This window comes from Mesorhizobium sp. DxT, from assembly GCF_058448885.1.
The window spans coordinates 143,506-166,684 of the sequence record NZ_JBZFLJ010000001.1; the positions used below are offsets into that span (position 1 = coordinate 143,506).

At 65.1% G+C, this 23,179-nt stretch carries 22 protein-coding genes; 7 read left to right on the forward strand and 15 right to left on the reverse strand.

What is annotated here, in order from left to right:
* Nucleotides 1-17: 17 nt before the first annotated feature.
* From ACVJNE_RS00625 to ACVJNE_RS00640, 4 genes are all read right to left on the reverse strand, one after another.
* On the reverse strand, nt 18-404 hold the full coding sequence (locus ACVJNE_RS00625) for a hypothetical protein (RefSeq protein WP_499562068.1): 387 nt from the start codon (nt 402-404) through the stop codon (nt 18-20).
* A 92-nt stretch (nt 405-496) separates the two neighbouring features.
* Nucleotides 497-1,090: a GNAT family N-acetyltransferase gene (locus ACVJNE_RS00630; protein WP_499562070.1), complete on the reverse strand. Its 594-nt coding sequence runs from the start codon at nt 1,088-1,090 to the stop codon at nt 497-499.
* A 4-nt stretch (nt 1,091-1,094) separates the two neighbouring features.
* On the reverse strand, nt 1,095-1,508 hold the full coding sequence (locus tag ACVJNE_RS00635; protein WP_499562072.1) for a ketosteroid isomerase-related protein: 414 nt from the start codon (nt 1,506-1,508) through the stop codon (nt 1,095-1,097).
* Nucleotides 1,509-1,615: 107 nt separating this feature from the next.
* Complete coding sequence (locus ACVJNE_RS00640; RefSeq protein WP_499562074.1) at nt 1,616-2,062, reverse strand: YcgN family cysteine cluster protein; 447 nt, start codon at nt 2,060-2,062, stop codon at nt 1,616-1,618.
* Between the two features lie 169 nt (nt 2,063-2,231).
* Between ACVJNE_RS00640 and ACVJNE_RS00645 the strand changes: the two genes are divergently transcribed.
* Nucleotides 2,232-4,166, forward strand: a complete 1,935-nt coding sequence (locus ACVJNE_RS00645) for an OmpA family protein (RefSeq protein ID WP_499562076.1) — start codon at nt 2,232-2,234, stop codon at nt 4,164-4,166.
* A 149-nt stretch (nt 4,167-4,315) separates the two neighbouring features.
* Nucleotides 4,316-6,439, forward strand: coding sequence for a DUF294 nucleotidyltransferase-like domain-containing protein (locus ACVJNE_RS00650; RefSeq protein ID WP_499562078.1), 2,124 nt, complete (start codon nt 4,316-4,318; stop codon nt 6,437-6,439).
* Here the strand turns inward: ACVJNE_RS00650 and ACVJNE_RS00655 are convergent.
* The 5 genes from ACVJNE_RS00655 to ACVJNE_RS00675 all read right to left on the reverse strand — a co-directional run bounded on the left by ACVJNE_RS00655 (nt 6,432) and on the right by ACVJNE_RS00675 (nt 8,936).
* Complete coding sequence (locus tag ACVJNE_RS00655; RefSeq protein ID WP_499562080.1) at nt 6,432-7,301, reverse strand: SDR family oxidoreductase; 870 nt, start codon at nt 7,299-7,301, stop codon at nt 6,432-6,434. The genes ACVJNE_RS00650 and ACVJNE_RS00655 overlap by 8 nt on opposite strands.
* A 26-nt stretch (nt 7,302-7,327) precedes the next feature.
* Nucleotides 7,328-7,525: a hypothetical protein gene (locus ACVJNE_RS00660; RefSeq protein ID WP_499562082.1), complete on the reverse strand. Its 198-nt coding sequence runs from the start codon at nt 7,523-7,525 to the stop codon at nt 7,328-7,330.
* Entirely contained in the window at nt 7,518-7,802 is a 285-nt protein-coding gene (locus ACVJNE_RS00665; RefSeq protein WP_499562084.1) for an HlyU family transcriptional regulator, read from the reverse strand. Before ACVJNE_RS00665 ends, ACVJNE_RS00660 begins: the two co-directional genes overlap by 8 nt.
* 91 nt (nt 7,803-7,893) lie before the next feature.
* Nucleotides 7,894-8,313: a secondary thiamine-phosphate synthase enzyme YjbQ gene (locus ACVJNE_RS00670; protein ID WP_499562086.1), complete on the reverse strand. Its 420-nt coding sequence runs from the start codon at nt 8,311-8,313 to the stop codon at nt 7,894-7,896.
* Between the two features lie 8 nt (nt 8,314-8,321).
* Nucleotides 8,322-8,936: a GyrI-like domain-containing protein gene (locus tag ACVJNE_RS00675; protein ID WP_499562088.1), complete on the reverse strand. Its 615-nt coding sequence runs from the start codon at nt 8,934-8,936 to the stop codon at nt 8,322-8,324.
* Nucleotides 8,937-8,993: 57 nt separating this feature from the next.
* Here ACVJNE_RS00675 and ACVJNE_RS00680 point away from each other — a divergent pair, with 57 nt between their 5' ends.
* The gene (locus ACVJNE_RS00680; protein WP_499562090.1) at nt 8,994-9,389 is read left to right on the forward strand and encodes a 1-deoxy-D-xylulose-5-phosphate synthase; all 396 of its coding nucleotides are present in this window, start codon (nt 8,994-8,996) and stop codon (nt 9,387-9,389) included.
* A 9-nt stretch (nt 9,390-9,398) separates the two neighbouring features.
* Here ACVJNE_RS00680 and ACVJNE_RS00685 read toward each other — a convergent pair whose 3' ends face one another.
* Complete coding sequence (locus ACVJNE_RS00685) at nt 9,399-10,487, reverse strand: citrate synthase/methylcitrate synthase (RefSeq protein ID WP_499562092.1); 1,089 nt, start codon at nt 10,485-10,487, stop codon at nt 9,399-9,401.
* Between the two features lie 75 nt (nt 10,488-10,562).
* Here ACVJNE_RS00685 and ACVJNE_RS00690 point away from each other — a divergent pair, with 75 nt between their 5' ends.
* On the forward strand, nt 10,563-11,771 hold the full coding sequence (locus ACVJNE_RS00690; RefSeq protein WP_499562094.1) for a citrate synthase family protein: 1,209 nt from the start codon (nt 10,563-10,565) through the stop codon (nt 11,769-11,771).
* Nucleotides 11,772-11,774: 3 nt separating this feature from the next.
* Here ACVJNE_RS00690 and ACVJNE_RS00695 read toward each other — a convergent pair whose 3' ends face one another.
* Complete coding sequence (locus ACVJNE_RS00695) at nt 11,775-12,200, reverse strand: VOC family protein (protein WP_499562096.1); 426 nt, start codon at nt 12,198-12,200, stop codon at nt 11,775-11,777.
* Between the two features lie 71 nt (nt 12,201-12,271).
* Here ACVJNE_RS00695 and ACVJNE_RS00700 point away from each other — a divergent pair, with 71 nt between their 5' ends.
* Nucleotides 12,272-12,874: a TetR/AcrR family transcriptional regulator gene (locus ACVJNE_RS00700; protein WP_499562098.1), complete on the forward strand. Its 603-nt coding sequence runs from the start codon at nt 12,272-12,274 to the stop codon at nt 12,872-12,874.
* Between the two features lie 9 nt (nt 12,875-12,883).
* On the opposite strand, the gene ACVJNE_RS00705 is transcribed toward ACVJNE_RS00700, so the two are convergent.
* Nucleotides 12,884-13,447 (reverse strand): GNAT family N-acetyltransferase, encoded by a 564-nt coding sequence (locus tag ACVJNE_RS00705; protein ID WP_499562100.1) that lies wholly within the window; start codon nt 13,445-13,447, stop codon nt 12,884-12,886.
* A gap of 103 nt (nt 13,448-13,550) precedes the next feature.
* Here ACVJNE_RS00705 and ACVJNE_RS00710 point away from each other — a divergent pair, with 103 nt between their 5' ends.
* A complete protein-coding gene (locus ACVJNE_RS00710; protein WP_499562102.1) occupies nt 13,551-14,486 on the forward strand; it encodes a LysR family transcriptional regulator in 936 nt (311 codons plus the stop codon).
* A 46-nt stretch (nt 14,487-14,532) separates the two neighbouring features.
* Here the strand turns inward: ACVJNE_RS00710 and rpoD are convergent, their stop codons facing one another.
* The 3 genes from rpoD to dnaG all read right to left on the reverse strand — a co-directional run bounded on the left by rpoD (nt 14,533) and on the right by dnaG (nt 19,822).
* On the reverse strand, nt 14,533-16,557 hold the full coding sequence (gene rpoD, locus ACVJNE_RS00715; RefSeq protein WP_499562104.1) for an RNA polymerase sigma factor RpoD: 2,025 nt from the start codon (nt 16,555-16,557) through the stop codon (nt 14,533-14,535).
* A gap of 430 nt (nt 16,558-16,987) precedes the next feature.
* The gene (locus ACVJNE_RS00720) at nt 16,988-17,746 is read right to left on the reverse strand and encodes a class I SAM-dependent methyltransferase (RefSeq protein ID WP_499562106.1); all 759 of its coding nucleotides are present in this window, start codon (nt 17,744-17,746) and stop codon (nt 16,988-16,990) included.
* A 138-nt stretch (nt 17,747-17,884) separates the two neighbouring features.
* The gene (gene dnaG / locus ACVJNE_RS00725) at nt 17,885-19,822 is read right to left on the reverse strand and encodes a DNA primase (RefSeq protein ID WP_499562108.1); all 1,938 of its coding nucleotides are present in this window, start codon (nt 19,820-19,822) and stop codon (nt 17,885-17,887) included.
* Nucleotides 19,823-20,156: 334 nt separating this feature from the next.
* On the opposite strand from dnaG, the gene ACVJNE_RS00730 reads away from it, so the two are divergent.
* Complete coding sequence (locus ACVJNE_RS00730; RefSeq protein WP_499562110.1) at nt 20,157-23,165, forward strand: beta strand repeat-containing protein; 3,009 nt, start codon at nt 20,157-20,159, stop codon at nt 23,163-23,165.
* The last annotated feature ends 14 nt before the right edge of the window (nt 23,166-23,179 follow it).

The window sequence follows — 23,179 nt, forward strand, 5'->3', positions numbered from 1 at the left end:
GCCTCAAATACCCGCGATCAGCGGATCACCGGGCAGTTGTGCCGGTCGGCGAAGGTAATGATCGCGGTGCGGTAGCCGTGGCCACGGCCCTTCACGCGCACCGTGCGCGGGCCTGAGCCGATCAGGCGTACATCGCGCAGGCCCATGCGGTAGGCCTTGCGAACCGCCTCGCGGGGCGAGCAGCCACGGTCACGATAGGCGTGGCGGCGATGGTCGCGATAACCGCGGCGGTCGCGATAATCATGACGCCCGCGATCCTCGAAATGAAGCCCGACATTGGGACCGGAATTGCCGAACCCGAAATAGATGCCGCCGTTCTGCGCCTGCGCGGCAGCCGGCATGGCCGACAGCGCTCCGAGGCCGATAAGGATGGAAAGGGCGGCGGTTTTGATGATCTTCAGCATGATTCTCTCCGGAAGCGCTGTGCGTGTTGCGATGGGCCGCACACTGCCACCGGCAAGCTGAACCTGCCGCGAACCGCCCGTTCATCCTGCGTTCAGCAGGCCCGGTCGATCCGCCTTGTCCAGTATTCCATTGTCTTGACTGTCTCTTGCGCCTGCCCGACATCGCGCCAGGAGAACCCCGTGGTCAGCCCCTCGATGCGGGCATAGCCCCGGTGCCGCCAGAAATCGTCGAGTGGCCGATAGCCGGCCGGCCGTAACGGATGATCCGCAGGCCTTATGACGGCAGAGAAGACACAGGCGCCAAACCCTGCTTCCGCCGCCGCCTTTTCGCGTTCCTCGAAGAACCGCACCCCGACCCCCTGCCCGCGATAGCGCTTCTCCAGCACCGATTCGCCGAAGTAGAAGAAATCCGCGGGGTCCAGCCCGCGCTTCGCGAACGGTTCCGCGAATGCCTCGAAATGATCGTTGAGCGGCGAGGCCGTTGCCGCTCCCACGAGCCGGCCACCATCGAAAGCGCCGATCACCACGGCGCCCGACGACCCCATATAGGTCGCAAGGTAGTGCCGTTCGTAATCGAGGTCGCCGTCGTAAAGGTATGGAAAATCGCGGAAAACCGTGATCCGCAGCCGCGCGAGATCGTCGAAGGCCGCTTCGGCTTCCGCGCGGGCGAGTCTGCGTACCTCCACCCGTTCAGTCCTTTACCACCTGCGCGGTCCAGTCGGCGAGATTGTAATAGGTGGTTACGCGCGAGATGAGCCCGTCATCGATCTCGAAGAAGATGCCGGCCGGCAGCGAATAGGTCTGGCCATTGGCCTCGGGCAGCCCTTCCGCCGTTGCAAGATAGGTCCCGCGCACCGTGAATTCGGCCGCCGCGCGGCCGCCGCCCTGGTTGACCATGATCGCCACGTCCGACAGTTCCTCGCGATAGTGCCGGTCCATCATGCCGAGGAACCACCGGAACTTTTCCTTGCCGATCTCGCGACCGCCCTGGTTGATGTCATGGGCGACGTCCTCGGAAAGACAGGCCAGCATCGCATCCCGGTCGCCCGAATTGAAGGCGGCGAAGTAGCGCTCGATCAGCGTGCGGGTCTCGGCTTCGCTCATGTCGGTCTGGTCCTTTTCTGCAGTCTGGTTTTTGTCTAGCCACCGTGCGGCAAGTCGGATGGATGGAAAACGGCAGCGGAAGCCGTGGCAGCGACGTGTCGCCGGCTTCAGGGCTCCTCATCCAGCATATAGTCGAAATAGTCCTCGGGTTCGGCAAGGTCGGTCTCGCTGGCCGTCACCTTGCCGCGCACGGAAACGCCTGCCTCGTGCACGGTATCGCGGCTGCCGGAGACGAGATGATGCCACCAGTAGAGGTCGCGGCCTTCCGCAACCAGCCGGTAGGCGCATGTCTGCGGCAACCACCGGATGGTTGGCACGTTCTGAGGTGTCAGCCCCACGCAGTCCGGCACCACCGCCAGCCGGTGTTCGTAGTCGTGGCAGCGGCAGGCATCCCCATCGAACAGCCAGCAGGCGACGCTCGTCCAGTAGATCTCGCCGCTATCCTCGTCCTCGAGCTTGGAAAGGCAGCATTTGCCGCACCCGTCGCAAAGCGCCTCCCATTCCTGCGGCGTCATCGCCTGAAGCGTCTTTGTTTTCCAGAATGGCTGCGTCATCGGGCCGGTTTGCGCGCTTGAGCCCGTCCGGTCAAGCACCATGCAGACGCGCCTTGCTTTCGCCGCGAAATTGCCCGGCTTTCGGCCATCTCCCCCTTTCGGCGGAACCATTGGAGGCGGGTCGAGTTGCTGTCGCGAACGGGACGATCGGACAGGAGTTTACCGCACGATGAAACGAGCACCCATCCTCACAGGCACCGCCTTGGCGCTGGTCATGGCCGCAGCACAGGCTCAGGCCGCACCATCCGCGGCAGCAATGAAGGTGAGCGAGGCGCGCGCGACCGCACCGGTTGTTCTTGCCCAGGCAGACGAGCAGCTCAGCGAAGAAGAACTGCTGAAGCGTCAGCGCGAGGCGGAGGAAGGCGCACAGGACGAAGCGCCGGCTGCCGAAGAAGCGCCCGCAGCCGAAGCGCCGCCTGCCGCTGAGGAGGCAGCACCTGCGGAAGAAGCACCGCCTGCTGCAGAGGAAGCACCCGCACCGGCAGAGGAAGCACCCGCACCGGCAGACGCTGCACCCGCCGAAGAGCCGGCGGCTGAACCTGCGCCTGAGCCAGAGGCAGCGCCGGAACCCGAAGCCGCGCCAGCGCCCGATGACGAGCCCGGCCTGCAGTTCGAGCAGGATGAGGAGGCACCCGCCGAAGAGGCCGCACCGGCACCTGAGACTGCCCCAGCACCCGCCGAGGAAGAGCCGGCCATGGAAGAAGAAGCTCCGGCCGCAGACGAGCAGCCCGAAGAAGCTCCGGCCGCAGAGGAAGCCCCCGCTCCGAACCCCGAGCCAGCGCCTGCGCAGGAGCCCGCAGCCGAGGAGGAAGCTCCTCAGGCTGATGAGCCCGGTCTCCAGTTCGAGGAGGAGCAGGCCCCGGCTGACGAACCGCAGCCGATCCCGTCCGGCGAGGGCGAACCCGTCCCGACCGACAAGCCACAGCCCATCCCTTCCGGTGAAGGCGAGGCTGTTCCGGCCGATGAGCCGCAGCCTGTCCCGTCTGGCGAGGGTGCGCCTGACGAGGAGGCGACCGGCGAGGAAGCCCCGATCCTCGACAGCCAGAAGGAAGGTGATGCCGCGCAGCAGCAGCCGGAAGGCGAAGGCGAAACGGAAGAGCAGGGCTTGACCTTCGAGGAAGAAGCGGGCCCGCCACCCACGTCGGATGCCGAAGCGCAGAAACTTGAGGAACCTGTCGAAGTTGAGTCGCTTCGCGCCGAGGAAGGTCGCCGCATCGAACGTCGTGACCGTGGCGAGCGCCGCGAAGGTACCGATGTTCTACGCGAGATCGGTGACCGCATCGTGATCCGGCTCAACAACCAGGTGGTTGTTCAGAGCGACGATCGCGAGCGCATCGGCCGCGACGCCGACGAGGTCTACTACGAGGAGCTGCCCCGTGGACGCGTCCGCGAGACTGTGGTGCGCCCGAATGGCGTTCAGGTGGTGACGGTTCGTGACCGCTACGGCGACGTTATCCGCCGTTCGCGCATCATGCCGGACGGGCAGGAATATGTGCTGGTCTACACCGATCGGCGCGACCGTGAGGAGCGCCGCGAATGGCGCGACCCGGCTCGCGAACTGCCGCCGCTGCGCCTCACCATCCCGCGCGACGAGTACATTCTCGACGCCCGCCGCGTGCAGAACGAGGACGCCTACTACCAGTTCCTCGACCAGCCGCCGGTCGAGCCGGTGCGTCGCCTCTACACCGTCGATGAGGTGAAGTATTCGGCCCGCGTTCGCGACAGTGTGCGCCGCGTCGACCTCGACACCATCACCTTCGAGTTCGGCTCCGCTTCGATCTCCGAGAGCGAGATTCCGCGCCTCGAAGGTGTGGCAACCGCGATGGAGCGTCTGCTGGAGGAAAATCCGGCGGAAACCTTCCTGATCGAAGGCCATACCGACGCGGTCGGCTCCGACGAGGCCAATCTGGCGCTGTCTGACCAGCGTGCGGAATCGGTCGCGATCGCTTTGACGAACGTGTTCGCAATTCCGCCCGAAAATCTGGTTACACAGGGCTACGGTGAAACCTACCTGAAGGTGGATACCGAAGAGCCTGCGCGTGAAAACCGCCGCGTTGCCATACGCCGCATCACGCCTCTCGTCTCGCCGGTGGCGAGCCGCTAGTTCCCTGCCCCGTTCCCGCCAGTCGGGAATGACGGCGAAAGCCCGGCCGGATCCCCCTCCCCGGCCGGGCTTTTCTTTTGAGCCTTGAACTTTGGTCACGGTGACGAACGCATCGCGCAGTGCCAGAGTGTGGCGGAGGGAGGAAACCGATGAAGCCCATCAGCGGAGCGATGCCGCTTGCCGCACTTGAGGCAGTCGCCGTCGACACGGAGACGACCGGCCTCGACACGGCGCGGGCACGCATCATTCAACTCGCCGGCATCGGCATCGAACTGGGCCGGGTCAACGCTGACGATTCGTACGAGACGCTGATCGACCCGGGCGAGCCTATCCCCGAAGCATCGAGCGAAATCCACGGCATTCGCGACAGCGACGTGCGTGGCGCTCCCGCCTTCGCCGAAGCGTTTGCCGCCTTCTCTGCGTTCCGGGCTGGCCGGGTGCTGGTCGGCCATTCGATAGGCTTCGACCTCGCCGTGCTGGAAGGCGAGGCAATGCGCGTGGGCCTGCCCTGGATGAAGCCGCGCTCACTCTGCGTGCGTCTTCTTGGGGCCGTCGCCAATCCTCGCCTTCACGATGAATCGCTCGATACGCTGGCAAACTGGCTCGGCATTGCGATTTCGGGCCGGCACAGCGCAAAGGGCGATGCCCGCGCCGCCGCCGAGATCTTCGTTGCGCTTCTACCTCACCTTGCCGAACGCCACGTGCGAACGCTCGCCGAAGCGGAACGCGCCTGCCTGGGCCTGTCCACCCGGCTTGAAGACGGTCACCGTGCCGGCTGGGTCGAACCGGTTTCCCGCCCGGACCTGTCCACCTCCACCGGCGCGATCGACCCCTATGCCTACAGCCACCGCGTCGACGACCTGATGGCCAGTCCGGTCGTGGCGATCGCGGAAAACGCCACGGCGAAAGACGCCATCGACCTCATGGCCGAACGCCGCATCAGCTCGATCTTCGTGTCGGCCGACGGCACGCCCGATGGACCGCTCTCCGCCTACGGCATCGTCACCGAGCGCGACGTGATGCGCCGCATCGCGGCCCATGGTGCGCAGGCGCTGGACATGTCGGCCGGCGAGATCGCCTCGCGTCCACTCGCCAGCATAGCCGCCGAAGCCTTTGTCTATCGCGCCGTCGGCCGCATGGAGCGGCTGCACATCCGTCACCTGGCGGTGCGCGACGAAGGCGACAGGCTCGTCGGCGTCATTTCCGCGCGCGACCTCCTGCGTCTGCGCGCCGGCGCGGCGATCAGCCTCGACGATGCCATCGGTTCGGCCAGCAGCGCCGAAGCCATGGCTCAGGCCTGGGCGACCTTGCCCGCTGTCGCCCGCAGCCTCGGTGCCGAGGAGCTCGACGCCCGCATCATCGCCGGCGTCGTCAGCGAGGAAGTGCGCGTAATGACCCGGCGCGCCGCCGAACTCGCCGAGGCCGCGATGAATGAGGCCGGCCACGGCTCTCCGCCATGCCCCTACGCCCTTCTGGTGCTGGGTTCGGGCGGGCGCGGCGAAAGCCTGCTCGCGCCCGATCAGGACAACGCCATCGTCTTTGCCGAAGGCGCTCCCGGCGGGGAGACCTGCCGCTGGTTCGCCCAACTCGGCAGCCACGTCTCGGACATCCTCGACACCGCCGGCATCCCCTACTGCACCGGCGGCGTCATGGCCAGAAACGAAGCCTGGCGCGGCTCGCTGGAAACCTGGCAGGCTCGCATCGCCGACTGGGTAGGGCGATCGAGCGGTGCCGACCTGCTCAACGTCGACATCTTCTTCGACCAGCGCCCCGTCCACGGCGACCTGTCGCTCGGCGCGCGGCTGTTCGATAGCGCTTTCGATGCGGCCGCCAACCAGCCGGTTTTCGCCAAGCTGATGGGCGAAAAGCTGTTTTCCGCCTCGAACCCGTTCACACTGCTCGGAAATATTCGGACCGATGAGGGCCGCATCGATCTCAAGCTGCACGGCCTTTTCCCGATAGTCGCTGCCGCCCGCGTCCTGGCAATCCGCCACGACATCCGCCGCCGTTCTACCCGCCAAAGGCTAGAAGGCCTTGCCGAACGCGGCCTCGGCAATGTCGGCGAGATCGCACGGCTGCTCGAGGCGCATCGCCTGTTCATGACGCTTATGCTGGAGCAGCAAAGCCGCGACCTCGAAGCCGGCATCCCGGTCTCCAACAAGGTCGAGATAGCAACCCTCCCCACGCCCGTCCGCTCAGACCTCAAGGCAGCACTCAAGGCCACGCAGCTCGTGCCCGATTTCGTGCAGGGGCTGATGTTTCGATCTAGCTGAACGTCCCCGCCAGCTTCGTGCCCGTCCGTTCCAGCACCTCGTCCGGCACGAAGAAGTCGGCTGCGAGTGCTCCCGTGGCACCGGGTGCATAAACGGAAAAGTCGGTCACGCCTTCCGCGCGCAGCACCTCCTCATCGATGAAGAAGTTGCCGGTGGCCTCGCGCGACGGTCGCGTCAGGATGGCGTGAGCGGCGTCCGCCATGATCTGCGGCGAGCGGCTCATCGCCGCCACCGCCTCGCCGCCGAGCAGGTTGCGCACGGCGGCCGTGTCGATGGCCGTCAGCGGCCATAGCGAGTTGACGGCGATGCCGTCGCCAGCAAACTCGGCGCTCATGCCTAGCGTACACATCGACATGCCGAACTTGGCCATCGTGTAGGCCACATGGTTCTTGAACCATTTGGCCTCCATGTCGAGCGGCGGCGCCAGATTCAGAATGTGAGGATTATCCGACAACTTCAGATGCGGAATACACATTTTGGAGACGAGAAACGTCCCGCGCGTGTTGATCTGGTGCATCAGATCGAAGCGCTTCATGTCCGTCTGAAGCGTGCCGGTAAGCTGGATCGCGCTGGCATTGTTGACGCAGATGTCGATGCCGCCGAAGGCCTCGACCGTCTTCTTCACCGCGGCTGAAACCTGCTCCTCTTGACGGATGTCGCACAGCACCGGCAACCCACGGCCACCCGCCGCCTCGATCTCCTCCACCGCCGAATAGATGGTGCCCGGCAGTTTCGGGTGCGGCTCGGCCGTCTTGGCCGCAATGGTCACATTGGCGCCGTCGCGCGCGGCCCTGAGCGCGATCGCAAGCCCGATCCCGCGCGACCCGCCCGAGATGAACAGCGTCTTTCCCTTGAGCGACATGAAATCCTCCTCTCGGCCCCTCGGGGCTATTCAGGCAAAATCAGTTCCGTTCGCGTCCGGCTGGAGCGCGTTTGGACGCCCTGCGTCCCGACGCTGGCGCTTCTCGACGCGGTTTCCACCGACGTCCCGCTGACGCGCGCCGTCGCCGCGCCGCCATAGACCGTGCAACCCGAAACGACGGCCATCAGCGCGGCGAAAACGACATATCGCAGCATCTCAGCCAAAGATCTTGTCGCCCTGCTCGTCGATGACCTGCCTTGCCTTGCGCAAGGTCACGTCGATCGCATCCTGCTTCGCGGCGAACCGGTCTGCGCGGATGAAGCGATGCTCCTTCACCTCGCCCCCGATCTCCTTGCTGATGACCCCGCAGGTCTGGTACTGGCCGCCCTCGGTGAAAGGCGTGGCGCGAATGGTGAAGCCGTTATGCTCCACGGGTTCGCCTGCGGCTTCCGGCCCCGCCTCGCCACCACTACCACCGAAAAGCTTCTTCCAGAACGACATCGCAGAATTCTCCCGTCAGGCCGCGCGAACGGCACGGCCGCTACCGACTGCCTTATCTAAAACGGCAGCGGCGCGCCAAGGGAAACCGCCATCATGCGCTCAAGTGCAGCACGATCTCGCGCCGATGCGGCCGCTCGCGGTGCTCGAACAGGTAGATGCCCTGCCATGTGCCCAGCGCCGGCAGCCCCTCCACCACCGGTATCGACAGCGAAACCGCCGTCAGCGCCGCCTTGATGTGCGCCGGCATGTCGTCCGGCCCCTCCGTCGTATGTACCACCCAGCCCATGGAGGGGTCATCGGCCGGCGGCACCAGCCGACGGAAGAAGGCGTCGAGGTCGCGCCGCACGTCCGGGTCGGCATTTTCCTGGATCAGCAGCGAGCAGGAGGTGTGCCGCACGAACAGCGTCAGCAGGCCGGTATCCACCCGCGCCTTGCGAACGAAGGCGAGCGCTTCCTCGGTGATCTCGTAAAGGCCGGGGCCGGTGGTCGCGACTGTGATCCGGGTCTGCATGGTATGCCTCACAAGCGCCGCACCGGCTGGCGCAGCACGGTCTTGAGCTTTTCAGGCGCGGTCTTGCGCGGGTCCGAAATGTAGATTTCGTGATGGCGCCCGGTCTCGGCGAGCCCGTTCTCCGGCAGGAATTCCTCGTGCAGGCGGCGCAGCACCGGCCCCTCGTCGTCATAGGAGCCGACATGCATGACCTGCACGCTCAGCCCCTCATCGTAAGCCTCCAGCCGCAGCGTCTCCGGCGGCGCGCCGAACTTCGCTTTCGCCTTCTCCACCGCCGCCTCGAACATGGCGGACGTGATCCATTCCGGCTGCATGATCATCATCGTCCACGACCACGCATCCTTGTCGCGGCTCAGGAAGGTGGACATATCCTGCGCCCACCACAATCCCTCGAGCGGCATCACCGCATAGTCGCGGCCCAATTCCTTCTTCGACATGAATTTCAGCGGATAGCTGACCGAATAGAGCCATTCGACCGCGCGCTTGTAGGCCGGCGCGGTGTTGGGGTCGCCATGCCCGTCGAGCTTGACGAACTGCATCGGCGGCACGTCGACCACAGTGAAGCGCCCAGCCGGCGGCTGCCACAGAGCCTTCATCGTCTTCTTGAAATCAACCTTATCCACCGGCACCGCCTCGATTCTAGCCGGACCAGTCAAGCAGTGGCGGGAAAGTGGTGCAAGATGGATGAAGGCCATGTGCCGTCAGATCCCGCACTGACGACCCTTTTGTTGCTACGATTAGCAGGATACGATCGCGCGCATATGCCTAAGCCGCGCATCATGTACATCGAGAATAAATCCGGCTCTCTGAACGGGCCGGCGAGGATTGGACGCGTGACCTTCTCGAAAACAGGCAAATCTGTAAGCTATGACGGACGAACATTTCGGAGTTTAAAGGGAAGCGGCTTCAAAGCGAACTACGTCGACGTCGAAACGGGTGAAGAGTTCTGGATATCCGGGCCGAGGAAAGACGGCCGTGACCGCCTCTACCCGGAAAGCTCCAGCCCCGTCGAAATCGACGCCGACGTCGCGGAAGAATACTGGCGAGAAATCAGGGGGATGAACCAACCTGATTGATAAATATCGCTACTCCGGCATCGCTCCGGCATAGATCGCGGTCGGCCTCAGCAACCTGCCCGTGCGCTGCTGTTCGATGGCGTGCGCCGTCCAGCCCGCGCTGCGGCCCACCGCAAACACCGGCGTGAAGGCGCGCCGCGGGATGCCCAGCGCGTCGAGCAGGATCGCCGTATAGAATTCGACATTGGTGTCGAGCCGGCGGTCCGGCTTTGCGATCTCCAGTGCCCGGCGTGCATAGGCCTCCACCTCGGCCGCGAAACCAAGGTCGGTTCCGCGCCCGCCAAGCCGCTCCACGGCCTGCTTCAGCACATCGGCCCGGGGGTCGCGCACTTTGTAGATGCGATGGCCGAAGCCCATCAGCCGCTCGCCGCGCGCAAGGGCGGCATCGATCCATTCGCCGATCCGATCGGGCGTCGCGATGGTATCGAGCATGTCGAGCACCGGTTCGGGCGCCCCGCCGTGCAGCGGCCCCGTCAGCGCGCAGTAGCCGGCCAGCACCGACATCGCGAGGTCGGCCTGCGTGGAAGCTACCACCCGCGCAGCGAAGGTGGAGGCGTTCATGCCGTGGTCGGCCACCGTCACCAGATAGGCATCGAGCGCCTTCGCCTCCTCGTCCGACGCGACCTCGCCCCGCATCATCCGCAGAAGGTCCGCCGCGTGTCCCATCGACGGGTCAGGCTCGACCGGTGCCTCGCCCTGCGCCTGGCGCACGAGGCATGCGGCAATTACCGGCATCGCACCGACGATGGCTGCCTCCGGCGGCATGCCGTCGGCCGGCGAGATTCCCGCGACGCCGATGCGAAACGCCTCGATCGTCGGCACGCCATCGGTCACCGGCATAACCGTTTTCATCCGTGCAAAGGCGGCAACCCTGGCCTCGCCCAGCCAACGCCGCACGTCCGTCTCATCCAACGGCTTCGCAGAAGCAGCGCTCCACAGCCGCGCGACAAGACCCTCGAAGTCTGTCTGCTCGGCGAGGTCGCCGATACGCGTGCCGGCAACGATCAGTTCGCCGTGCTCGCCATCGACATGGGAAAGCGCGGTCACCGCTGCCGCAACCCCATCGAGTCCTGCTGCCGATTTGGTGTGAATGGTCATCGATCTGTCTCCTGCTGCATTGCAACAAGGTGATGCCCCTTCCATAATTGATCAATATTGATTAGCTTGATCAATATGAAAAATGCGCCGACGCCCGCTTATCTCACCGCCCGCGAAGCCGCTGCCGAGCTCTCGGTTACGCCCGCGACCCTCTACGCCTATGTCAGTCGCGGCCTGATCCGCTCCGAAGCGGTTGGCGACAGCAGAAGCCGCCGCTATCGCGCCGACGACATCCGCGCCCTGCGCGCGCGCCGCAACGCTTCGCCAACGGCCCAGGGCGAAGCGGCGATGCCCGTGCTTGATTCCGCCGTGTCAACGATCACCGAGGCTGGCCCGATCTATCGCGGCGTGCCTGCAATCGCCCTGTCCGATACGGCTACGCTGGAGCAGACGGCGCAGATCCTGTGGGACGCGCGCGGTGCCGACCCGTTTGAGGCCGGAAACATGCCGGTGGTCAGCGCGGAGATGCAGGCAGTCATGCAGGCGGCCTTGCCGGCAAAGCCGCTGCCGCGCGCGATCGCCGCCCTGTCGCTGGCCTGCGATGCCGATCCCCGCGCCCACAACCGCTCGCCCGAAGGCCGCATGGCCGCCGGCGCGCGCGTCATGCGCCTCGTCGCGGCCGCGATCCTCGGCACGGATCCGTCGTCGCGTCCGCTGCACCTGCAACTGGCCGATGCCTGGATGCCGGGCGAGCCCAGCGCCGGCGAGCTCGTCCGCCGCGCGCTCGTGCTTCTTGCGGACCATGAGCTGAACGCCTCCACCTGGACCGTGCGTAGCGCCATCTCCACCGGCCTCAGCCTCCACGACGCCCTGATTGCCGGCCTTGTCGCGCTGAAGGGCCCGCGCCACGGCGGCGCCGGCCCGCTTGCGGCTCGTTTCGTGACGGAGCTTGCCGAGGGGGACATCGCCGACAGGGTGGCCGACCGCGTGGAGCTGGGCGAAACCATCCCCGGCTTCGGCCACAGCGTCTATGCGGATGGCGACCCGCGCGCGGATGTTTTGCTGCGTGCGCTCGTCAAGGCCGGCGCCGACAGGCGGCTGGCAGCAGAGGCCCCGGCGCTCGTCACCGAGGCGACGGGCCTGCATCCCAACATCGATTACGCGCTGGCGGTGATGATGCACATGTTTGGCATGCCGGTCGGCCGCGAGACGGCGATCTTCGCCGTCGCCCGCACGGCCGGCTGGGTCGCGCACGGCATCGAACAACTGGAGACCGGCACGCTCATCCGGCCCCGCGCCCGCTATGTGGGCCCGGAGCCGGGACGATCTCACTCCATCGGCTAGACGTCAGACCGGCAGCGCCTCCTCCGCATACTGCGCCGCATATTCGGCGTTTGGCGGGATCGGCTTGATGATGTCGATCAGCACGCCGTTGGGGTCGGCGGTGATGAAGTGGCGCTGGCCGAAATCCTCGTCGCGCAGCGAACGCAGCACCGGCAGCCCGGCGGCCACCAGCCGGTCGTGCACGGTATCCACGTCCTCCACCTCGAAATTGAGCAGCAGGCCCGACACGCGGCCCCTGCCCTGTTCGGGGATGGTCTCATGGCTGCCGTCGAGGATCGCGAGGTTGATCGTCTCGTCCTCGCTCGATGTCAGATGCACGTACCAGTCGCTTTCGAACATCACCGTGAACCCGAAATGCTGGACATAGAACGCAGTCGTGCCGGCAACGTCGCCGGTCATGATCACGGGGTAGTAGCTGGTCGCTTTCATGGTCTTCCCTTTCGCTTGCCATTAACATACAATCTGCATGTATCTATTCAAATAACATACAGGCTGCATGTATGCAAGAAGCAAATTCCCCCCGCCGCTCCAACCGCGAACGCACGGAAGCCACCCGCGCCGCGCTGCTCGATGCGGCGCGCAAACTTTTCGTCGAAAAGTCTTATGCGGAGACCGGCACGCCGGAGATCGTGGCCGCCGCCGGCGTCACGCGCGGCGCGCTCTACCACCATTTCGCTGACAAGCAGGCCCTGCTGCGCGCGGTTGTCGAGGCGGAATCGCAGGCCGTCGCGGATGAAATCGACCGCGCGGCCCCCGAGGCCCTTTCGGCGCGCGATGCGCTTGTGCGCGGCGGTGAGACCTTTCTGGAAGCGATGGCCGCTCCCGGCCGCACCCGGCTCCTGCTGCTCGACGGGCCGGCCGTACTGGGCCGCGCGGCGATGGACGAGATCGATGCCCGCCACGCCAACCGCACCCTCAAGGTGGGGCTGGAAGCAGCCATGCAGGCCGGCGACCTGCCCGGCCTCCCACTCGATGCGCTGGCCGCCCAGCTCGGCGCGATGTTCGACCGCGCGGCACTCGCTATCGAGGCAGGCGCCCCGCCGGAGGATCACCGCAAGGTGCTGGCCGCCGTCATCGATGCGCTGGTGGCCGCAAAGAGCTGATCTGGCGGGCTACCCTGCGTTTGGCTCCGAAGGCAGCGTTGTATCGCCTGCCCCCAGCGATCGCTGCATCAGCACGGTGTCGACCCATCGGCCGAGCTTGAAGCCCACCGAGGTGAACGTTCCGGCATGGGCAAATCCCATGCGCCTGTGCAGCGCAATGGAACCCTCGTTGCCGCTGTTGCCGATCACGGTCAGCATCTGCCGCCACGACCCCTTTTCGCAGCGCGCAATCAGCTCGCCAAGCAGCGCGCTGCCGATACCCTTTCCCGCAAGCCCGTCGGCGACATAGACGGAATCCTCGATCGAAAACCGGTAGGCCGGCCGCTGCCTGTAAGCCGTGGCATAGGCGTAACCGACCACCTGCCCATCGAGTTCGGCAGCAAGATACGGAAGCTCCGCTGCAAGCACGGCCGCGCGCCGCGCCAGCATCTCCTCGGCCGCCGGCGGCACCTCCTCGAAGGTCGCCAGCCCATGCAGCACATGATGCGCGTAGATCCCCCGGATCGCTGCCATATCGCTCTCGCCCGCATCGCGAACGGTTACGCTTGTCGTTGGGGCGCCCGCATCAGCCATGGCTTCTCCTGCTCGCTCGACGTTGCATGCCCGCCATCATGCGCGATGATTTCGAATAAGGAAAGATTTGCCTATTGATGATTCATATGAGATTTTCTTTGATATGAAAGGCCTCAATCTGGATTACCTGCGCACCTTCGTTGCCGTCGTGGAGCACGGGGGCTTTTCGGCGGCGGCCACCCGGCTGGGCCTGACGCAACCGGCCGTCAGCCTGCAGATCCGCCAGCTCGAAAAGCGGCTTGGCGTCAGGCTCATCGAACGCGTCGGACGCGGCACACGCCCCACACCCGCAGGCACGGAACTTCTACACCACGCCGGAAGGATCGAAGGCGAGGTCGCAGCCGCGCTCGACGCGGTCGCGCACCATGCCTCCGGCACGATGGGCCTTGTGAGGCTCGGCACCGGCGCGACCGCCTGCATCTTCCTCCTGCCGCCGCTGTTGCGCGAACTGCGCGAGCGCTTTCCTGATCTGGAAATCACCGTCAGCACCGGCAACACGGCTGAAATCGTCCGGGCCGTCGAGGAAAACACGCTCGACATCGCTCTGGTCACCATGCCGGCATCGGGCCGCATTCTCGAAATACAGCCGGTCATGGAGGAGGAATTCATGGCAATCGCCCCGCCGGGCACTGTGTTGCCCGATCCTGCGACCCCTGCCGCACTGGCGGAAATGCAGTTGCTACTCTTCGAACCGGGCGGCAACACGCGCCGTATCGTCGATCAATGGTTTGCCGCCGCCGGCATCCAGTTCAGGCCGGCAATGTCGCTCGGCAGCGTCGAGGCGATCAAGGAACTGGTCGCGGCCGGCCTCGGCTGCTCGATCCTGCCCGCATCGTCGGTCAGCGCGGACAGGCGAGAAACCGCGTCGCCGTATTCTCGGTTGTCGCCGCCGCTGCACCGTACCCTGGCAAGCGTCGTGCGGCGAGACAAGCCGCTCACCCGCGGCATCAGGGAAATGCTGCGCGCGCTGGAGCGGCTGGCGCCGGATGCTCCCGCCTCTCGGCCCACTCCGTCGGGCAAAGAAAAACCCGGCGTGTAGCCGGGTTTTTCGATTTAACTTCAAACGCTTGAGCTTGCTTCCGGACTCAACTGTCGAGGAAGCTTCTCAGCTTGCGCGAGCGGCTCGGGTGCTTGAGCTTGCGCAGCGCCTTGGCCTCGATCTGACGGATACGCTCGCGCGTCACCGAGAACTGCTGGCCAACTTCCTCCAGCGTATGGTCGGTGTTCATGCCGATGCCGAAGCGCATGCGCAGCACGCGCTCCTCGCGCGGCGTCAGCGAAGCGAGCACGCGCGTGGTCGTCTCGCGCAGATTCGCCTGGATCGCAGCATCGATCGGCAGGATCGCCATCTTGTCCTCGATGAAATCGCCGAGGTGCGAGTCTTCCTCGTCGCCGACCGGCGTTTCGAGCGAGATCGGCTCCTTGGCGATCTTGAGAACCTTGCGCACCTTTTCCAGCGGCATCGCCAGCTTCTCGGCGAGTTCTTCCGGCGTCGGCTCGCGGCCGATCTCGTGCAGCATCTGGCGCGAGGTGCGCACGATCTTGTTGATCGTCTCGATCATGTGCACCGGAATGCGGATCGTGCGCGCCTGGTCGGCGATCGAACGGGTGATCGCCTGCCGGATCCACCACGTCGCATAGGTGGAGAACTTGTAGCCGCGGCGATACTCGAACTTGTCCACCGCCTTCATCAGGCCGATATTGCCTTCCTGGATCAGATCGAGGAACTGCAGGCCGCGGTTCGTGTACTTCTTGGCGATGGAGATCACGAGGCGCAGGTTTGCCTCGACCATTTCCTTCTTGGCGATGGCTGCCTCGCGCTCGCCCTTCTGCACCTGATTGACGATCTTGCGGAACTCGAGGATCGAGATCGCCGTCTCGGTGGCCAGGTTCTGGATCTCCGAGCGGATTTCCTTGATGGTCTCTTTTTCGTTCTGGTAGAATTCCTTCCAGCCGCGGCTGGAAAGATTGGCGATCGCCTTCATCCAGTTCGGGTCGAGCTCGGTGCCCTGATATTCCTTCAGGAAATCCTCGCGGCGCACGCCGTAGCTTTCGGCCAGACGCAGCAGCTTGCCTTCATTCTGCACCAGTCGCTTGTTGATGTCGTAGAGCTGCTCGACCAGCGCCTCGATGCGCGCCTGATTGAGCGACAGCGACTTCACCGCCGTGATCAGCTCTTCCTTGAGCTTCTTGTAGGAACGCTCCTGGCTGGAAGACAGCGCGCCGGCGGCAGCAAGACGCGCCTCCACCTGCTGGTCCTGAAGCTTGCGCAGCCGCTTGTAGGTCGATGCGATGACGTCAAGCGTCTCCATCACCTGCGGGCGCAGCTCGGCCTCCATCGCGGCGAGCGACAGGTTGGCCTCGTCTTCCTCGTCGTCCTCTTCCTCGGCGCGGCTCTCGCCACCGACATTGGTGATGTCGTCGTCTTCGCGGCCACGGCGTCCGCCGCGGGCATCCTCTGTCTTGGGCTTTTCTTCTTCCTCGACGCGCTCGACCGTGGGCGCCTGCTTGGCCTCGGGCCCGGCATAGGTCGCCTCGAGATCGATGATCTCGCGCAGCAGGATCTTGCCTTCGTTAAGCTCGTCACGCCAGATGATGATGGCCTGGAAGGTCAGCGGGCTCTCGCACAGGCCCGCGATCATCGTCTCGCGGCCGGCCTCGATGCGCTTGGCGATGGCGATTTCGCCCTCGCGCGACAGCAGCTCAACCGAACCCATCTCGCGCAGATACATGCGCACGGGGTCGTCGGTGCGGTCGGTCGGCTCCTTCTTGGCCGGCGTCGCGGCAACGGCCGTGCCGGTCTGTTCGGCCAGCTCGTTGGCGTCTTCCTCGGCGTCGGAGTTGTTGTTGTTGTCCGCTTCCTCGCCCGCCTCGTCATCCTCGACCACGTTGATGCCCATGTCGGACAGCATCGCCATCGTGTCTTCGATCTGTTCGGACGTGACCTCCTCGGAGGGCAGGACGGCATTGAGCTCGTCCATCGTGACATAGCCGCGCTTCTTGGCGACCTTGATCATCTTCTTGACAGCGTCGTCGGAAAGGTCGAGCAGGGGACCGTCGGTCGTGCCCTCGCGTTCGGTTTCGACCTCTTCCTTCTCTTTTGTCGCCATATTGTTTTTTCTCCAAGCGGCAGAAGCTTCGTCGAGGCGTCAAAGCCCCTGCGTGCGCGGCAAGATCGGTTTCTACTTGCGCCTAGACCGCGATAGCTGCGTTTGCCTTAATTCCCGATTAACCCTGCTATACGGCATATAAGGCGCATATCTCGGCCGTCCAACGGCAGCCGCATCCTTTTTACCCCAGCGAGGCCCAGACCTCGTCCGTCACGATTGCGATCGTCCTGATTCCGTCATTCACGCGGAAGGTCAAGCGGCTAGAGCTGATTCGGCGCAAAAAAGCGAATCAAATGCTCCTTAGCCTGCCCCAACCGTCAAGCGGTCAAGGGTATCCTGCGAAGCCATCCGCCTCGCTGCGCCTATGTAGAGAGCCGTCGAAGTTTCGACAAGGGGCGCTCACGAAAGAGATGGCAGCACGATGCTCGCGTCAACCGGGCCAGCGCGCCTCGAAGGTGATAATGTTGTCTCCGTCTCGCGGTGCGCGTCCGAAGGCGTAGTTGCCGGAGACCGTAACATCCGTGAAGCCAGCGGCCTCGAGCGCCAATCCGAACTCCGTGACACCCCACCACCGCAGCCTGAAGAGATCCAGTTCGGTGTCGACGAGCCGGCCCTCGCGCCACAGCTCATAGCGAAGATGAGACAGCGTCACCTGCGCCACGTGATCGGTTTCCACGCGTTGGTCAGTCAGCGTCAGCAGGCCGCCATCGTCCGTCTCCCAGCTTCGTACCGACATTGCAGGCCCCACAAATGCACCAGCCGGATCGAGATCGAGGATAAGTCTGCCGCCAGGCTGCAAATGGTCGCGGAACCGCGCGATCACCGCCCGCGCGGTTCCAACGTCGGTCACAAGCTGGAATGAACCGGCCGGCACGACGATGGCGGCAAAGCGCTTGTCATAAGAGAACGTATCGAACGTCTGGCGTGTCAGATTGGCCGGCAAGTGGCGAGCGCCACATACCTGGCGACAATTAAAAAGCATCTCTTCCGAAGCGTCGAACCCCTCGACGGCGAGACCGGCTTCGAGCAGCGGCACGAGAATCCGTCCGTTGCCGACGGCGGGCTCCAGCAAGGGACCATCGCATCCGGCAAGCCGCTGAAGATAATACTCGACATCGCCGAAGGACCGTCCCACCGGCTTATCGAGATCGTAGACCCACGAAGCGAGCTTCCCATAGCGATTATGCATGATGTCCCTGCGAGATTGCGCGGTTGCCCAACGGCGACGTCATAGGGGTGCCGGCTGGAACGTGCCAGCAGACTTGCGGTGTTTCGGTGCGTCAAATTGGCCTTAAGTCGCGGCCATGGTCGCAGAGAAGACCAGTCTCTACACCCGCCCCGACGAAACCCCGAACCCCTCGATCAGCGCTTCCAGCCGCTCCAGATTGGCGATGTCGGCGCTGATGGCGTTCAGCACGTGCAGCAGGTGCTGGCATGACTGCTCTTCGCCGCCCTCCACCGCTTCCGCGAGTGCGGCTTCCACGCTCGAGCGCTGCTCGCGCAATTCGCGGGTGCGTGAATGAAGTGCGGCGAGCTGGCCGAAGGCTTCCCGCACATCGTCGAGTGCGGCATCTTCAAGTGCCGGCCACAGGCGCGCCCGGCGCACCAGCGCGACGGCGTTATCCCACGTGCCGCTCAGCCCGGCCTGTTCCAGCGCGGCGACAAGCGTCGACCGCTCGTGCGCCGCGCCGTGGGCCAGTGCATCCAGCAGTGCGGCATGCAGCCGCTTGAGGTCGAGATGCTGCAGGTTCATATGCTCGAACGCATCGAAATAATCGTCGAGCAATGTCGGGTGGTTCACCATCGCGACCAGCATTGCCGTATCGCGAAGCGGCAGCGGCCCACCGCTGCTGCGAACGAGCGCCGAACGCGCGAGGCTGTCGCTCACCGCCAGCCGGCCCGAAGCCTGCCCCGGTCGCCCGCGCCCTGCGCCGTAGCCGCCGCGCTCCTGTCCGCCGAAGCGGCTGTCGCGCCCGCGATTGCTTCCGAAGAACGCCTGCACACGCTCGCGCATATCCTGCTGGTAGTGCCGCCGCACGCTTTCGTCACGGATGCGGCTGGTGAGATCGCGCAGTGTCCGTTCGAGCTCGGCCCGTCGTTCGGGCGTGTCGAACACGCCGCCGGACGTCTCGCGCAGCCACAGCAACTCAGCGAGCGGCCGGGCCTGCGCCAGCACCTCGCGAAACGCTTCCGGCCCGCCGGCCTTCACCAGGTCGTCGGGGTCCTGCCCCTCCGGCAGAAGCGCGAAACGCAGCGTGCGCCCGGCCTGCACCAGCGGCAGAGCCAGTTCGGCCGCCCTGTGCGCCGCCTTCAGCCCGGCCTGGTCGCCGTCGAAACACAAAACCGGCTCGCCGGTCATCCGCCACAAGAGTTCGAGCTGGTTCTCCGTCAGCGCCGTGCCGAGCGGCGCGACCGCGTTCTCGATGCCGGCCTGCGCCAGCGCTATCACGTCCATGTAGCCCTCGACGGCGATCACCGTGCCGGCCTTCACCTGCGCCTTGCGGGCGCGGGCGAAATTGTAGAGCACGTTGCCCTTGTGGAAGAGCTCGGTGTCGTTCGAGTTGAGGTACTTCGCCGGCACGTCGGCCGAAAGCGCCCGCCCTCCGAACGCGATCACCCGGCCGCGGCTGTCCTCGATCGGGAACATGACCCGGTCGCGGAACCGGTCGTATGAAACGGGGATGTCCGACCCGTGCACCACCAGCCCGCACGCCTCGATCTGTTCCTTCGTCGCGCCCTTGCCGGCGATAAACTCCTTCAGCGCGTTGCGGCTGTCGGGCGCATAGCCCATCCGGAAGGCCTGCTGCGTCACCGACGAGAGGCCGCGCTCGCGCAGATAGGCGCGTGCCTTCGCCCCATTGGCCGACTGAAGCTGTTCCTGGAAGAACCGCGTCGCAAGTTCCATCACGTCCGTCAGCGTGGTGCGCTCGCGCTCCCGTCGTTCGGCCTGCTCGTCGCGCGCCGGCATCGGCACGCCTGCCATCTCCGCCACCCTCTCGACCGCCTCGGGAAAGCTCATGCCGTCCAGCTCGGTCAGGAAGCGGAAATGGTCGCCCGACACCCCGCAGCCGAAGCAGTGATAGCGGCCCTTCTTGTCCTCGCAGTGAAACGATGGCGACTTCTCGCCATGGAACGGACAGCAGGCCCAGTAGTCGCCGCGCTGGGCATTCGTCTTGCGCCTGTCCCACGTCACACGCGCGCCGATCACCGATGAAATCGGCACACGGTCGCGTATCTCGTCGAGGAATGAGGGCGAAAAGCGCATCGGCGGAACTCTTTTGTCACCCCATATAGGCGAGCCCGGCCCGCAAAGCGACAAGCCGCGCGCCGCCTTGCCCGGTATTCACAGCCCGCACGCAACAGGCCGCCCGCCCGCCGGGCCGCCACGACCATAACGCGTATGATGAGCTAGTTGCGCGTACGCGGCTTGACTCACGTGCCCCTGGGTCAATACTGCTGTCCCGCAGATCATCGGTGTTCGGTGCGCCGGGCACAAGAATACCGAATGTGGGGGGCATGTAATGCTACGTTTGGTAGGCGACGCGCATCGATTTGCGTGGTTTTCGGCACTTGTCGCATACTTTGGCGTCGCTGCCGCAATGACAAGTCTTCCTGCACGATTCATGCGCGCCAGCTTGCCGGCATTGCTTGTGGTGTTTGGCATCGCCGTTGCAACTGCGCCGGCCAGCGCGCAGCACATCACGATCACCCCATCGCCGTCCAGCTTCACCGCCGCCGGTCAGACCATCAATTTTACGATTACAGTTCATTCCGGCTCGTTCAACCTGACGAGCTTTGACGGCATGACCGACATCAATGGAAAAATCTCGCCAAGCTGCAGCTTCTCGCCGCCTGTGGCGCCGGGTTCGAGTTTCAACTGCACAGCCAGCTACGTAACGACGGCCGCCGACATGACCAACGGCTTTATGTTTGTAAATCTTTCGGCATCGGGCAATCGCACCGGCGGCACCTGGAACGCGGGACCGCAATACCAGAACATCCCCCGCGACGGCGGCGGCGGCACCAATACGACGGTCAGTGCCGGGCCAAACTTCAGCCAGTACGGTCAGACGGTTACCTTTACCGCCACCGTCACTCCCAACGGGGCCGGCACACCGACGGGAACGGTAGAATTCGTCATTGGCCCTTTAGGCTCGCCGGTCCAAACGGGCACGGCTACGCTCTCGGGCAATACCGCCACCTATACGACCAACACCCTGCCACCTGGCAGCCGGCCATACCAGGCCACCTATCTGGGCGATGGCGACTTCGGCGCCAGCTCTGCCCTTTCGGCGAGCAACCATACGGTCACGAAAGCGTCGACCAACCTATTGATGACCGTGACCCCGAGCCCAAGCCTCGTTGGCCAAACCGTGGAGTTGAGGGCCACCGTCACGCCCCAGTTCGGCAGCCATGTACCGACCGGCAGCGTTACCTTCACGATCGACGGCGCGCCACAAGCGCCCACGCCTCTCGACGGCAGTGGACTGGCCGTGTTGCCGACCAATTCGCTTGCATTGGGCTCGCATACGATATCGGCGCAATATACCGGTGACACCAATCATAATTCGACGAGCGTGCTGCCGCTCACCCATACCGTCAACAAGGCCGACACGACGACAGTCCTGTCGTCCAGCGCGAACCCGTCGACCGTCGGGGACCTTGTCACCTTCACCGCCACCGTGGCGCCGACGGCCGGCGGTGGCACCCCGACCGGCACCGTCACATTCACCATAGACGGCGCGCCGCACGCGCCCACAACCTTGAACGGTAGCGGACAGGCATCGGTATCGACCAGTTCGCTCGCGGTCGGACCGCATACAATAGCCGCGCAGTATAGCGGCGACACCAATCACAGTTCGTCGACAGCGACCAATCTGAGCCAGACCGTCAACCAGATCGCAACCACCACTAGCCTCGCGTCGGGCTCAAATCCGTCGAACGTGGGAGATTCTGTCACCTTCACGGCCACGGTTGCGCCGGTTTCCGGCGGCGGCACGCCGACCGGCACCGTCACCTTCACCCTAGACGGCACGCCGCAGGCCCCGGTCGCCATCGACGGCAGCGGTCAGGCGACATTTTCCACCGCGGCACTCGTGCCCGGCAGCCGCACGATCGGCGCGTCATATTCCGGCGACGTCAATTACGTCGCTTCAAACGATTCCCTGACGCAGACCGTCAACCAGATCGCCACAACGACTGCGCTTGCATCCAGCGAGAACCCCTCCTCTGTCAGCGATTCAGTGACATTCACGGCCACGGTGACGGCCAATTCCGGCGGCGGCACGCCCACGGGCACCGTCACGTTTACCGTTGACGGTACGCCCCAGGCGCCGGTGGCGCTGAACGGCGGCGGCCAGGCCAGCTTCTCCACTGCCGCCCTTGCGATCGGCTCGAGGTCCATCGGCGCTTCATATTCGGGCGATACCAACTATGTCGCCTCTAACGACACGCTGACGCAAACCGTCAACCAGATCGGCACGACGGTCGCGCTGGCCTCCAGCCAGAACCCCTCCACTTCGGGCGACAACGTCACCTTCACGGCCACGGTCGCGGCCAACACCGGCGGCAGTACACCTACGGGCTCGGTGACGTTCTGGGTCGATGGCACTCCACAGGCCCCGGTGGCCCTCGACGGCAGCGGCCAGGCGAGCTTCTCCACCGCCGCTCTTGCGCCGGGCGCTCACACCATCGCCGCGGACTATTCGGGCGATACCAATTATGTCTCCTCGAACACCTCGCTGACGCAGACCGTCGACCAACTCGGCACGACGACCGCGCTGGTATCGAGCCTGAACCCCTCCACTTCCGGCGACAGTGTCACCTTCACCGCAACCGTGGCCGCCGCGTCAGGCGGCGGCACGCCCACCGGCACGATCACCTTCACTGTGGACGGCACCGCGCAGGCCCCGGTTGCCCTCGACGGCAGCGGCCAGGCGAGCTTCTCCACCGCCGCTCTTGCGCCTGGGCCCCACGCCATCGCTGCGGACTATTCGGGCGATACCAATTATGTCGCCTCGAACACTTCGCTGACGCAGACAGTCGACCAGCTCGGCACCACGACCACTCTTGCGTCCAGCCTCAACCCCTCCACTCCCGGCGACAGTGTCACCTTCACTGCAACCGTGACCGCTGCGTCAGGCGGTGGCACGCCGACCGGCACGATCACCTTCACCGTGGACGGCACCGCGCGGGCCCCCGTGGCAGTCGATGGCAGCGGTCAGGCAAGCTTCTCTAGCGCCGCTCTTGCGCCCGGCGCCCACGCGATCACCGCTGATTATTCCGGCGACACGGATTACGTTGCATCCACCGCCTCGCTGACACAGACGGTCAACCAGATCGGCACCACGACCGCACTCGCCTCCAGCCTCAATCCTTCCAACTCGGGCGACAGCGTCACCTTCACCGCCACGGTCGCGGCCGTATCCGGCAGTGGCACGCCGACCGGCACCGTCACCTTCACAGTCGACGGACCGCACAGGCCCCGGTCACGCTCGACGGTAGCGGCCAGGCCACCTTCACCACCGAGTCGCTCGCTCCCGGCAGCCAGACCATCGAGGCAGCCTATTCCAGCGACACCACATACACTGCCTCGACCGACACGCTGACGCAGACCGTCGAG